12 protein-coding genes are annotated in these 13,309 nt (G+C 59.2%); 4 read left to right on the forward strand and 8 right to left on the reverse strand.

The window, feature by feature from the left end; translation table 11 throughout:
- Nucleotides 1-46: 46 nt before the first annotated feature.
- From JFU37_RS17605 to JFU37_RS17615, 3 genes are read left to right on the forward strand one after another with little or no spacing between them, the layout of a single operon-like run.
- Nucleotides 47-1,291, forward strand: coding sequence for an exonuclease SbcCD subunit D C-terminal domain-containing protein (locus JFU37_RS17605; protein WP_201116821.1), 1,245 nt, complete (start codon nt 47-49; stop codon nt 1,289-1,291).
- Nucleotides 1,288-4,929: an AAA family ATPase gene (locus tag JFU37_RS17610; RefSeq protein WP_201116822.1), complete on the forward strand. Its 3,642-nt coding sequence runs from the start codon at nt 1,288-1,290 to the stop codon at nt 4,927-4,929. The genes JFU37_RS17605 and JFU37_RS17610 overlap by 4 nt, the downstream gene beginning before the upstream one ends.
- Nucleotides 4,926-5,522, forward strand: coding sequence for a glutathione S-transferase (locus JFU37_RS17615; protein WP_201116823.1), 597 nt, complete (start codon nt 4,926-4,928; stop codon nt 5,520-5,522). Before JFU37_RS17610 ends, JFU37_RS17615 begins: the two co-directional genes overlap by 4 nt.
- Nucleotides 5,523-5,640: 118 nt before the next feature.
- On the opposite strand, the gene JFU37_RS17620 is transcribed toward JFU37_RS17615, so the two are convergent.
- From JFU37_RS17620 to JFU37_RS17640, 6 genes are all read right to left on the reverse strand, one after another.
- Entirely contained in the window at nt 5,641-5,898 is a 258-nt protein-coding gene (locus JFU37_RS17620; protein WP_201116824.1) for a hypothetical protein, read from the reverse strand.
- A complete protein-coding gene (locus JFU37_RS17625) occupies nt 5,895-6,107 on the reverse strand; it encodes a hypothetical protein (RefSeq protein ID WP_201116825.1) in 213 nt (70 codons plus the stop codon). Before JFU37_RS17625 ends, JFU37_RS17620 begins: the two co-directional genes overlap by 4 nt.
- A gap of 115 nt (nt 6,108-6,222) precedes the next feature.
- A complete protein-coding gene (locus JFU37_RS31030) occupies nt 6,223-6,348 on the reverse strand; it encodes a hypothetical protein (protein WP_274609946.1) in 126 nt (41 codons plus the stop codon).
- Between the two features lie 208 nt (nt 6,349-6,556).
- Nucleotides 6,557-6,736, reverse strand: coding sequence for a hypothetical protein (locus tag JFU37_RS17630; protein ID WP_201116827.1), 180 nt, complete (start codon nt 6,734-6,736; stop codon nt 6,557-6,559).
- A 155-nt stretch (nt 6,737-6,891) separates the two neighbouring features.
- The gene (locus JFU37_RS17635) at nt 6,892-8,061 is read right to left on the reverse strand and encodes a lactonase family protein (RefSeq protein WP_201117139.1); all 1,170 of its coding nucleotides are present in this window, start codon (nt 8,059-8,061) and stop codon (nt 6,892-6,894) included.
- Nucleotides 8,054-8,350, reverse strand: coding sequence for a DUF5629 family protein (locus JFU37_RS17640; RefSeq protein WP_201116836.1), 297 nt, complete (start codon nt 8,348-8,350; stop codon nt 8,054-8,056). Before JFU37_RS17640 ends, JFU37_RS17635 begins: the two co-directional genes overlap by 8 nt.
- 264 nt (nt 8,351-8,614) lie before the next feature.
- Here JFU37_RS17640 and JFU37_RS17645 point away from each other — a divergent pair, with 264 nt between their 5' ends.
- Nucleotides 8,615-9,334: a FadR/GntR family transcriptional regulator gene (locus tag JFU37_RS17645; RefSeq protein ID WP_201116837.1), complete on the forward strand. Its 720-nt coding sequence runs from the start codon at nt 8,615-8,617 to the stop codon at nt 9,332-9,334.
- A gap of 147 nt (nt 9,335-9,481) precedes the next feature.
- Here JFU37_RS17645 and JFU37_RS17650 read toward each other — a convergent pair whose 3' ends face one another.
- Both JFU37_RS17650 and JFU37_RS17655 read right to left on the reverse strand, forming a co-directional pair.
- On the reverse strand, nt 9,482-11,857 hold the full coding sequence (locus JFU37_RS17650; RefSeq protein ID WP_446739528.1) for an efflux RND transporter permease subunit: 2,376 nt from the start codon (nt 11,855-11,857) through the stop codon (nt 9,482-9,484).
- Nucleotides 11,858-11,882: 25 nt separating this feature from the next.
- Complete coding sequence (locus tag JFU37_RS17655) at nt 11,883-12,935, reverse strand: WD40/YVTN/BNR-like repeat-containing protein (protein ID WP_201116839.1); 1,053 nt, start codon at nt 12,933-12,935, stop codon at nt 11,883-11,885.
- Between the last annotated feature and the right edge of the window lie 374 nt (nt 12,936-13,309).

Consider the following 13,309-nt stretch of genomic DNA (forward strand, 5'->3'; position numbering starts at 1 on the left):
CTTCATTTTCCACGCGGCAATTACCTTATTTCCTACGGAGTTTGCCTTGCGTCTGTTTCACACCTCCGACTGGCACCTTGGGCAGAACCTGCACGGCCAGGAACGCGATTTCGAGCACGGCTGTTTCCTTGAATGGCTGCTGCGTCAGCTGAAGCTGGATCAGCCTGATGTGCTGCTGATCGCCGGCGATATCTTCGACACGGTCAACCCACCGGTCAAAGCCCAGGAACGGCTGTACGACTTCATCGTCAGTGCCCACGAGCAGCAACCGTTGCTGACCATTGTGATGATTGCCGGCAACCACGATTCCGGCTCACGAATCGAACTGCCCGCGCCGCTGATGCGACGTTTGCGCACCCATGCGTTGGGTCGCGTGCTGTGGCTGGACGACGGCCAGCTGGATGCCGAACGGCTGTTGCTGCCGTTGCCGGATGCCAGCGGCGAAATCGTCGGCTGGTGCCTGGCGCTGCCGTTCCTGCGTCCGGCCGAAGTGACTGGCGCGCAGTTGGGCGACAACTACCTACGGGGTATTGGTCAGGTTCACGAATGGCTGATCGAAGCGGCGAACGCCAAACGCCAACCGGGCCAGGCTCTGATCGCCATCAGCCATGCCCACATGGCCGGCGGCTCGGTATCCGAAGACTCGGAGCGCAGCCTGATCATCGGGAATGCCGAAGCCCTGCCCGCCAGCCTGTTCGGGCCGACCATCAGCTACGTCGCCCTCGGCCATTTGCACAAGCCGCAGAAGGTCAACGGTGAAGAGCGCATTCGCTACAGCGGCTCACCGATTCCGTTGTCGTTCTCCGAGATCGGTTATCAGCACCAGATTCTCGACGTCACGCTCGATGGCGAAGCCCTGATGAGCGTCGAGCCGAAACTGATTCCACGGGCGGTGAACCTGCAACGCATCGGCCCCGCGCCTTTGGCAGACATCCTGCTGCAACTGGCGGACCTGCCGAACATCGACCTGCTGGCCGATATTCAACGTCAACCGTGGCTGGAAGTCCGTGTTCGTCTCGATGAGCCGCAACCCGACCTGCGTCATCAGGTGGAAACCGCCCTGCAAGGCAAAGCCGTGCGCCTGGTGCGCATCGCCGCCGAATACGCCGGCAATTGCAGCCGCGAGGGCGTCGATGACGGCGCCACGTTGATCGAACTCGACCAGCTCACACCCCAGGAATTGTTCAGCCGCGCCTGGCAAGACAACTACGGCAGTGAGGTCGATGAGCAAACGCTGAAGGACTTTGCCGAGCTGTTGCAGGACGTGCAGATGGAGAGCGAAGACGCATGAAAATCCTCGCGATCCGCCTGAAAAACCTCGCGTCACTGGCCGGGCCTTTTGAGATCGACTTTACTGCCGAACCACTGGCCAGCGCAGGCTTGTTCGCCATTACCGGGCCGACCGGCGCTGGCAAAAGTACCTTGCTCGATGCCTTGTGCCTGGCGTTGTTTGGCGCTGTGCCTCGACTGAGCAACGCCCAGGTGTCTGCCAAAGCGCCGGACGCCGACGGCGAAATCAGCACGGGCGACCCTCGTACGTTGCTGCGTCGCGGCACGGGTGAAGGGTATGCCGAAGTGGATTTCGTGGGCATCGATGGCCGTCGCTATCGCGCGCGCTGGGAAGCCAATCGCGCCCGGGAGAAGGCCGGCGGCAAGCTGCAACTCAGCCGTCAGAGTTTGCGCGACATCGATCTGGACCAATTGCTGGCCAGCCAGAAAGTTGAATTCAAAACCCAGCTCGAATCGGTACTCGGCCTGAACTTCGAACAGTTCACCCGCGCCGTGCTGCTCGCCCAGAGTGAATTCAGTGCGTTCCTCAAGGCTAACGACAACGAGCGTAGCGAGCTGCTGGAAAAACTCACCGACACCGCGCTCTACACCCGCCTCGGTCGCCGGGCCTTCGACAAGACTAAAGAGGCTCGCGAAGCCCACAAGTTGTTGCAGGATCAGGCCACCGGGGTCACGCCGCTGTCCCCCGAAGCCCGGGCCGAACTCGATGAGCGCTTCAACCAGGCTCAACAGCAACTCAAGACCCAGCAGGCACAGCTCAAGCAGTTAGAGTTGCAGCACACCTGGCTCAAGGACTTGCGTCAGCTACAGGACGAGCAGCTAAGCGCCACCGAGCAGTTGACCAGCGCGCGCCAGCAATGGCAAAGCCTGAGCGGCGAACGCCTGAAGCTGACGCGCCTGGAACAACTGGCGCCGCAACGCCACCAGTTCGCCCGCAAGACCGAACTCACCACCCAGCTCACACCACTGGCCGAGCAGATTCAGCAGCACACGCAACAGCAAGCGCAGCTGAGCGAGCGCCAGACTCAGCTCGAACACACCCTGAGCGCGGCGCAGGCCGCCCTGGTCGACGCTCAACGCCAACACACGACCAGTGCGCCATTGCTGCGTCAGGCCTTCGAAGAGCAAAGTGCCTTCGCCCGACTGGCCAAAGACACCGGCCTCAGTGCCGACCTCAAGCAGCAGGCTGAGTTGGCCTGGACTCAAGGCCAAACCACGATTCAAGGCTTGCTCGACCAACAAAAACGGGTCGCTTCACGCCTGGAGAGTATCGCCGCAGCGCTTGAGCAAAGCACTCACCTGGCGCCGTTAAGCGATGCCTGGAACGCTTACCGCAATCGCCTGCAACAGCTGATGCTGATCAGCAATCGGCTGAACAAGGGCCAGGGCGAACTGGCGGCCCTTGAGCAAAGCGCCTTACGTGCCGCTGAAGAACTGGCAGCGCAACGGCAGAATCTTGAAGTGCTCTACAAAGAGGCCGGCGCTGAACCCGAAGCCGTGGCCGAACAGATCCAGTTGCTCGGCAACCTGTTGCAGGACAACCGCAAGCAACTGCGGGCGTTTGAAGAGCTGACACGCCTATGGGCCAGCCAAAAAGAACTGGATAAGCGCGGCGCAGACCTTCAGCAACGTCAGCTCGCTGCGCAGCAAGAACGTGATCGCCTGACCCGGGACGGGGTGAAAACCAAGAGCGAATTAACGGTCGCCGAGCAAACCCTGACGGTGACGCGCGAACTGCTGGAGCGCCAGCGTCTGGCACGCAGTGCGAGCGTCGAGGAACTGCGCGAGCAGCTGCAGGACGATCAGCCCTGCCCGGTGTGTGGCAGCCCCGACCATCCTTATCATCAGCCCGAAGCGCTGCTGCAAAGCCTCGGTCGGCACGACGAAAGTGAACAGGCCAACGCCCAGAAAGCCGTCGACCTGCTCAAAGAAAAACTCACTGATTTGCGCGCCGAAGTCGGCGGTTTGATCGCGCAGCAAAAAGAGTTTCTGCAGCAACAGGAACAGCTTGGGGTCCAGCAACAAGGCCTGACACCGATCCTCGAAGCGCATCCGTTGTCAACGCAACTGCTGGCTCAGGACGCGACCCGGCGCGATGCCTGGCTGACGCAGCAAGACAGCCAGTTGAACCAGAGCATCAGCCAGGACGAACAACGGCAAACCGCCTTGCTCACGCTGCAACAGGACGCGGCGCGACTGGCGCAGCAACTGCGCAATGCCGAAACGGCGAGCCACCAAGCCACCCAGCATCTGGCCAACCAGCAACGTGAACTGGGCAGTGATCGCCAGCGTCTGGACGACGAGCTGAGCGCATTCAGTACCCTGCTCCCGGCCGAGACCCTGCAAGCCTTGCGCAACGAGCCCGCCGCGACCTTCTTGGAACTCGACCGGCAAATCGCCCAGCGTCTGGAGCAACTCGAGCAACAGCGCGATGAGCTCGGCGAACAGCAACAGCGTCAGCAAACGCTGGAGAAGGAACAGGATCGGCAGCAGACGCGCGCCCAACAGTTGGAAGCCGCCCGCCAGCAGTTCACCACCCTCGCCGAGCAACAACAGACGTGCCAACAAAAACTGACTCAACTGTTGGGTCTGCACGCCAGCGCCGAGGAGTGGCAGCAGCAACTGGATAAGGCCGTGGATCAGGCGCGCAACGCCGAAGCCGCTGCCAATCAGGAGCTGCAAACCGTGCGCACACGACGGGTGCAACTGACTGCCGAGCTTAAAGCGCAGCAAGAACGCTCACTGGCGCTTGAGGTCGAAGATCGCGAACTGAGCATCAAGATTGCCGACTGGCGAGCCTTGCACCCGGAACTGGACGACAGCGGGTTGGAAGACTTGCTAAAGGTCGACGACCCGCACGTCCACGCATTGCGTCAACAGTTGCAACAAAGCGAAAAAGCCATCGAACAGTTCGAGGTGCTGTTGCAGGAGCGCGACCAGCGCCTGCTCAACCATCAAGCGCAGCACAACGGCAACCTCGATGCCGCGCAACTCGCCACGGCTCTGACCGACCTGCAAACCCTGTTCACCGCCAGCGAACACCACTGCGCTGAACTGCGTGCCGAGCAGGCCGAGGACCAGCGGCGCCAAACTGCCAACCAAGCCCTGGCGCAGCAGATCGCCGACGCCTACAGCGAGTACCAGCGCTGGGCGCGATTGAATGCGTTGATCGGCTCAGCCACCGGCGACACCTTCCGTAAAATCGCCCAGGCCTACAACCTCGACCTGCTGGTGCATCACGCCAACGTCCAGTTACGCCAACTGGTCCGTCGCTATCGCCTGAAACGCGGTGGCAGCATGCTCGGTTTGCTGGTGATGGACACCGAGATGGGCGACGAATTGCGCTCGGTGCATTCGTTGTCCGGTGGTGAGACGTTCCTGGTGTCTTTGGCCCTGGCCTTGGGCCTGGCATCGATGGCGTCGAGCACGCTGAAAATCGAATCGCTGTTCATCGACGAAGGCTTCGGCAGCCTTGATCCGGAATCCCTGCAACTGGCCATGGACGCCCTCGACGGCTTGCAGGCTCAAGGACGCAAGGTCGCGGTGATTTCTCACGTACAGGAAATGCACGAACGGATTCCGGTACAGATTCAGGTACGCCGCCAGGGCAACGGCCTGAGCACCCTGGAGGTGACATGAATACGCTGTATTCCTTTCGTCGCTGCCCATACGCCATGCGGGCGCGCATGGCGCTGCGGTATTCAGGGGTTGCTGTGCAGATCGTCGAGGTCAGCCTGAAGGCGAAACCGGCCGATATGCTCGCGCTGTCGAGCAAGGGCACGGTGCCGGTGTTGAGTATTGACGGTCAAGTGATCGACGAAAGTCTGGAAATCATGCGCTGGGCGTTGGCGCAGAACGATCCGCAGGATTGGTTGCTTAAGGATGATCCTGTCGGGCAACAACACATTGCCGGGCTTATCGACGAAAACGATCAAGTGTTCAAGGTCCATCTGAATCGCTACAAATACGCCGAGCGTTACCCCGAGCAACCGATGGCGTTTTATCGTGCCCAGGGCGAGGCCTTTTTGCGCAAGCTCGATGAGTTGCTGGAAGGCCGGGACTATTTGCTGGCGACGCACCTGAGCCTGGCAGATGTGGCGTTGATGCCGTTCGTGCGGCAGTTCGCCCATGTCGATCGCGAGTGGTTTGGGCAGACGCCTTACGTGCGGCTGCAGGCCTGGTTGCAGCGTTTTTTGGAATCGGACCTCTTCACATCAGTGATGGCGAAATAAAACGCAATCCCTGTAGGAGCTGCCGAAGGCTGCGATCTATTGATCTTGATCTTGATTTTGTAGATCAACTGTCAAGATCAATAGATCGCAGCCTCCGGCAGCTCCTACAGGTGATGTTTCAGGCGAACACATCGCACATCTGCAACACCGAGCAATCCACCTGGAACGGCCCGAAGAAATCGGCCTGGCGCTTGATCGGCGGATTACCGGCCAGCAGCCCCAACGCCTTCGCTGTTTCAATGTTGTGCGCCATGTTGTGATTGGCTTCGATGGACCGTGCCACGGAACCTGCCGAGGCCTGCCCGATTCCCAACAGGGAAGCGCCATTGGTCATGAACGCTAGGAAGGCAATGACCCAGAGTTTGCCCCCTTTCATGCCCCGACCACTCCCGCCACGTCTGCATGATCGAGGATCACGTTTTGAGCGCGGTGTTCGAACTGGATGGCGGGATAAGCGACCTGAATCGGCGCTTCAACGCAGTGGTGCGATTGAGCCGACAGGCTGACGACCAACACCAAGGCCACGTAAAGACCGATAACCAGGTAGGCGCCGTGTTTGGCAGAAGTGAGGATTGCGCTGGCCATGGTGTTCTCCGTGGGCATGTTTCAGAGCCCACAGAATCGATCAAAAAAGCAGGGATAACCACTCAGGGTTGTCCATAGTGACCATCAGCTTCGTTGATCATTAAGCCAGTCTATTTCAGTCTTCGATAAAACTCATCAAGCGCTCGCGCGCCGCCTCCGGCTCGTCTGAAACGGGCTGGACCGCCGAAATAATGGGCGTTGAATAGAGCAACAGAAGCATCACTGTCAGACGTATCGCCATGCTGTCGTTCCTTGTGACGGGAAGGAGTCAAAAAATCAGCGTCAAATTTAAACTCATGGCTTTGCGATATCAAGGCATACCTTGATGGCAATGTGATGCTGTCGTAAACGCGTTATGCAGGAGCGACATCACTCATATTTTTCGGCGCTTTTCAGCTCGATCGACGCGAGTGACTTCGCTCCTGCATAAAAGGTGCAGGGCTGGAATTTCAGGCGTGGGTTTTGTGGTCCAGCGCCGCATAGAAGTTGGCGCTCTGCTGCAAGTATTTCTGGGTGTAGCTCTGGGTGTGGGATTTTTTGTCCTTGATTTCAACGTTGGCGCTGGCTGGCAGAGCAACGGTGGCAGAGATAGCGGAAGCAGCGATGATGGAAAAGAGATTGAAGTTCATGGCGGTATTCCTCGGATTCAGTTGGCTTGCTTGCCCGGTGGGGCCGTGAAGCAAACTTAACCTCCGAGGGTCTACGCCTGAAATCCTTTGTAGCATTAGCAGATATCAGCGTCATTAATAGAAGGATGCAGGCCCCATCAACCGGGGCCTGCGGCCTATTGACGCAGCATAAACTTGAGGTCGCTCGGGGCGTCCATCGGCAGTTTTTGCACGGTTTTACCTAAAAGGCCGGTCTTGGCATCGCGCTCGACGACGACAATCTGATTGCTCTTCTGGTTGGCAATCAACAGGAACTTGCCCGTTGGATCGAGGCTGAATTCGCGCGGGTGGTCACCTTCAACCGAGCGGCGCTGCAACTCGTTGAGGTGGCCGGTCGCAGGGTCGATAGCGAATACCAGCAGTTGATTGGCGGTACCACGGTTGCTGACGTAGAGGAACTGGCCATCCGCCGAGGCGTGCAATGCCGCGGCCGCCTTGTCCGACGTTGGCTGCCCCGCCGCCAGGTCGACCATTTGGGTGGGCTTGAGTGTGCCGTCCTGGTAATCGAACACGGCCACCTGGGCGCTCATTTCCATGGTCAGCCAGGCGTGCTTGCCATCGGCGCTGAACAGCAGATGCCGCGGCCCGCTGCCCGGTGGCAGCTGGACCGAAGCGGGTGTCGCGGCGGTCAACGGCAGCTCGGGATTGCCCTTGGGGTTGAAGCGGTAGACAAAAATCTTGTCCGCCCCTAGGTCATTGGAAAACACGTAGTTGCCATCCGGTGACGAGATCGTCGAATGCACATGGGCCGACATCTGCCGCTCGGGATTGACCCGACTGGAAGGATGGCTGCTCATCTGCACCACCGGTTTGAGCTTGCCATCGGCGCTCACCGGTAACACCGCCAAGGTGCCGCCCGGGTCTTCAGCGACCGAATAGTTGCTGACAAACAGGTGGCTGGCATCACCGCTGAGACTTGAATGCGTCGGCTCGTTGCCCAGGCTCTGCACCTGATTGATCAGGCTCAGTTCATGGGTTTTGGGGTTGATCGCATAACTGCTGACGCGCCCTACTGGATCAGTCTGACCCGGGCCGTTTTCGTTGACCACGAACAGGTGACGCTGATCTTTGGACAGAGTCAGCCACGACGGGTTTTCGCTTTTGACCACTTGTAACGGTTTGGCGTTGATCTGCCCGGTGGTGCTGTCGAAGCTCAGGCGATAAATACCCTGGCTCTGGCCGGCCGTGTAGGAACCGACCAACAATTGATAGTCGTCGGCGGACGCCGTCTGGACGCTCATCGCGCCAATACTGCCGGCCATCAACAGCGGCCAGAGTTTACGCATCCTCATTCGCTTCATCCTCGTCATCACCACCGCCGAACGCGGTCAGGCACACCAACCGGTGCTCGCCGGAATCACCGGTGATCAGCCAGCTTTGCAGGGTCGGATCGAACGTCGCCGCCGCAATCTGCGCCGGGGTGAACTCCCAGTGCTTGGCCGCTCGGCCGTCCATGCATTCGATGTGCAGGTTGTCGAATTCATCGAGAGAGAATTCGAAGGCGTGCAGGCCGTCGATTTCCACCATATCGCAGTGTTCGAGGGTGTCGAGCAAGGTGTCGGTTGCGGCAGTCATGGCAATCAATCTTTAAAGGGGGAAAAACGCAATGATAGCTCAATGTGGCAGCGGCCCCATGTCGGCCTCCCCCGAATACAACACCAGACAACTGTGGGAGCGAGCCTGCTCGCGAATGCGGTGTGTCAGTCGACATATTCTTTGACTGTTACACCGCATTCGCGAGCAGGCTCGCTCCCACATTTGATTTGTGCCGGCCTCAAGATTGCGTCGCGCCTGTTATCATGCGCGACACCTCCATCGCACAGGATCGCGCCGTTCCCCATGGATTACCGCAAACCCTCCGACCGCAAAAGCATGCACTCGCGCATCGTCCAGGAACTGGGCATGCAGATCGTTTCCGGGCGCTTCAAACCGGACGACAAGCTGCCCGCCGAAGCCCTGTTGTGCGAGGAGTACGCGGTCAGCCGGCCAGTGCTGCGCGAAGCGACCCGAGTGCTGGTCGCCAAGGGCCTGGTGTATTCCCGTCCACGGGTCGGCACGGTGGTCAAGCAGCGCAAGGAATGGCACATGCTCGACCCGGACGTCTTGCATTGGTTGATGCAAAGTAGCCCGCAGAATGAATTCTTCGACCTGTTGACCAGTGTGCGCAGCATCATCGAACCGGCCGCCGCCGCCCTCGCCGCGCAATTCGCCACCGACGCCGACATCGCCTCCATCGGTGAAGCCTACAAACGCATGGAAGCGGCTCCGACCCCCGAGGCCCTGCTGCAACCGGACCTGGACTTTCACAGTCGTATCGCCGATGCGACCCACAACGATCTGTTGGCCAACCTGTGCAACATGCTGTCGGTGGCGATTGCCGAAGCGCTGAAGCACTCCAACCAGCGGCCAAACCTGCACGAACTGGCGCTGCCTCGGCACAAGGCGATTCTCACGGCCATTGAAAACCGTGATGCGCTTGGGGCCCGGCATGCGACGCTGGTGCAGCTGGATGATGCGCGCAGTGCGTTGAATGTCGTGTTGGGCACGGATCCTTCATAAGACAAGATCAAAAGATCGCAGGCTGCGCCAGCTCCTACATGGGAATGCGTTGCTCTGTAGGAGCTGCCGAAGGCTGCGATCTTTTGATCTTCAGTGCACGTAAAAAAGCCGCAACCTTGGTTGCGGCTTTTTATTTTCAGCAGGCGATCAGTGCGCGAACAGCGAGTTGCCCTTCTGCCCGGCCAGCTTCTCCGGTTTGATCAGGAACCGTGCCAGCGCTGGCAACAGCCACAATGCACCGAACATGTTCCAGAGCAGCATGAAGGTCAGCATCAGACCCATGTCGGCCTGGAACTTGATGGCCGAGAAGATCCAGGTGCACACGCCGATGGCCAGGCACAAACCGGTGAACAGCACTGCTTTACCGGTCGATTTCAACGTCTGGTAATAGGCTTCTTGCAACGGCATACCGGCACGCAGGAAGCTTTCCAGTCGGCTGTAGATGTAGATGCCGTAGTCCACGCCAATCCCTACACCCAGCGCCACGACCGGCAGGGTCGCGACTTTTACGCCGATGCCCATAAAGGCCATCAGTGCGTTGCCGAGCACCGAGGTCAGCACCAGCGGCAGCACGATGCACAAGGTCGCCGCCCAGGAACGGAAGGTGATCATGCACATGGTCGCAACGCAGATGTACACCAGGATCAGGATGGTCAGCTCGGATTCCTTGATCACTTCGTTGGTCGCGGCCTCGATCCCGGCGTTACCGGCGGCGAGGATGAATTCCAGCCCTTCCTTGTTGTTTTCCTTGGCGAAGTCCTGCACCGCATGGACGGCGCGGTCCAGCGTGGCGGCCTTGTGATCGTTGAGGAACACCAGCACCGGCGCCAGGGAACAACTGTTGTTGTACAGGCCATCAGCCCGAGCGATGGAGTTGTTCAGCACGTCCGGGTTGCGCGACAAGGTTTCCCACTTCAGGTTGCCCTCGTTCATGCCCTTGATCATCTGCTTGGACACGGTCACCAGAGAAATTGCTGACTGCACGCCCTCGGTGTTCTGCATCTTCCACATCAGTTCGTCGATCGGCGCCATGGCTTCGTAACGTGAGCAACCTTCGGCCTTGGTCTTGACCATCACCACCAACACATCCGAGCTGGTGGAGTAATTGTTGATGATGAAGTTGTTGTCCTTGTTGTAACGCGAATCCGGACGAAGTTCTGGAGCCCCCTGATCGAGGTCGCCGATTTTCAGGTTCTGGCTGTACCAGAGGCCGCCACCGAAGGCCAGCAAGGCCAAAACGATCGACACCGGCGCAACTCTGGCGCTGGCAAAGTTCGACAGCAGGCGCCAGAACGGGTGCTCGCGGGTTGCATCTTTCTTGCTGCGGGCCACCGCGCGCTTGCTGATGCCGACGTAGGAAATCGCTACCGGCAGCAGGATCAGGTTAGTGAACACGATCACCGCCACGCCGATGGATGCACCGATCGCCAGCTCACGAATCACACCGATATCGATGATCAGCAGTGTGATGAAGCCCACCGCATCCGCGAGGATGGCGATCATCCCTGGCAGGAACAACTGGCGGAACGTGCGCCGCGCCGCCGTCAGGGCGTTGTCCGCCTCGCTGGACTGCAACGCGATCCCGTTGATCTTCTGCACGCCGTGGGAAATACCGATGGCGAAGATCAGGAACGGAACCAGCATCGAATACGGATCAAGCCCGAAGCCGAAGAAGTGCATCAACCCGAGCTGCCAGACCACCGCCACCAGCGTCGTACTCAGTACCGCCACCGTGCTGCGCATGCAATTGGTGAACCAGTAGAGCAGGATCAACGTGATGATGAAGGCGACGCCGAAGAACATCACCACCATGACCAGGCCATCGATCAGGTCGCCGACTTTCTTGGCGAAACCGACGATGTGGATCTGCACGTTAGGGTTCTGCTTTTCAAACTTGTCGCGGATCTTTTCTTCCAGCTCATGGGAGAACTGGCGATAGTCCAGGGCCAGCAACTTGCCTTGATCCTGCGGGTCCGGGTAGGACTCAAGCAACGGGATATCGACAATGCTCGACTTGAAATCGTTGGACACCAGGCGCCCGACCTGGCCGGACTTGAGCACGTTGTTGCGCAACAGGTCGAGGCTTTGCTGGGAGCCGTTATAGCTCTGCGGGATCACCTCACCACCGGCAAAACCTTCTTCCGTCACCTCGGTCCAGCGTACGCTCGGACTCCACAGCGACTTGAGGCCGGAACGGTCAACGCCGGAGATGTAGAACACCTCGTCGTTGATCTGACGCAGGGTCTCCATGTACTCCTTGGAGAAGATGTCGCCGTCGGTGGCTTCCACCGAGATTCGCACCGTGTTGCCCAGGTTTGCCAGATCGTTGCGGTGCTCCATCATGTTTTGAATGAATGGATGCTCGAGCGGGATCATTTTTTCAAAACTGGTAGACGGCCGGATCAACGTGGCCTGCCAGAACAGGAAGATACTGACCAGCAAGCAGATAGTGATCACTGCCGGACGGTTGTTGAATATCAGGCGTTCAAGAAACGTCGCCTTGTCCTGGTGATGACTTGTCATTGATGTCATAGCTCCGCCCTTCTTATTATTTGGCCAGCTCGGCGCCGGTTGGCGAAGTGGCGCGAACGCCGCCCTGTCCTGCCAGAATCAAATTGCCGTTGCCCGCCGCAGTGACCGCCGAAACGGAAATGCGATCCGCACGGTTGAACACGCTAAAGGTTTCGCCGTTGTCGTTACTGCGGATCACCGAGCCTCCGTTGCCGACGATCACGAGGGTGCCGTCGTCGAGCAACGTTGCGCCGGACAGCCCAAACTCCAGTGCGCCGCGAGTAGCCTTGAGTTCGACCGGCTGCCAGCTGGTGCCGAAATCGGTCGAGCGGAACAGGTTGCCCCGCAGTCCGTAGGCCAGCAGCGTATTGGCCTGGGCGGTGCCGATCACGCCGAACAACGAACCTTGGTACGGGCCTTCGAGCTTCTCCCAGGTCTGGCCCAAATCAGCCGAGCGGAACATGCTGCCCTGCTCGCCGACGATGAACAGCCCGGCATCCTTGACCGCTGCGATGGCGTTGAGGTGGTACTGATCTTCGTTGTCGAGGCGGTCACTGACGTCTTCCCAGTGCTTGCCGCCATCGGTGGTTTCCATCACCGAACCATAAGCGCCCACGGCAAAGCCACTGTTGACGTCCTTGAACCAGACGTCGAGCAGCGGTGATTCGCGTTTCAGGTCTTCAAATTGTTTGGTCCAGGTGACGCCGCCGTCCTCGCTGGCGAGGATCTGTGCGTCGTGGCCGACAGCCCAGCCATGTTTGTCGTCGACAAAAAATACCGACGTCAGCAGTTGCCGGGTCGGGACTTTGGCCTGGGTCCAGGTCGCGCCCTGGTCATCGGAATACAGAATGTGCCCGCGATCACCGACCGCCACCAGACGCTTACCGGCGTGCACGACGTCGAGCATCAGGCTTTTGCTGGCCTTGGCGGATTCAACGGAATAAACAACGTCGGTTGCTGGCGCGGCAGCGGCCAACACCGGTGCCGACAACACGGCACAGCCCAACAGCGAGAGCGCTGTAGCCAGCAACGCGAATTTGCGTAATGCCGGCGGGCGGCAGATACCCACACCCATGACAGGCTCACTCATAGACCTTCCCCCATTATTATTGTTAGGTCGTTCAACCCATCAGGGCGCCGTAAGGGCTGCTCGTTGTGATTGGCGTTCTGGAGCGTAGTCCTGAAACGCGCAATCTAGAGCCCCTTCGGAAGCTGGCTTATCCTATCGGGGTTTGGAAAGGTCTGACAATCGACGCCACGTTATGTTTTGTTAACCTGGGGGGTATGGGGGCTGGCTGAATGATTGGGTATTAGGTGGGGTGATTTGGGGGACAACGGCAACATCAAAAGATCGCAGCCTTCGGCAGCTCCTACAGGGGAATGCGTATGCTCTGTAGGAGCTGCCGAAGGCTGCGATCTTTTGATCTTGATGTCAGCTGCATTGTTGTCAACTGACACACCATC

Source organism: Pseudomonas sp. TH41 (assembly GCF_016650695.1).
In the GTDB taxonomy this organism is placed as follows: Bacteria; Pseudomonadota; Gammaproteobacteria; order Pseudomonadales; family Pseudomonadaceae; genus Aquipseudomonas.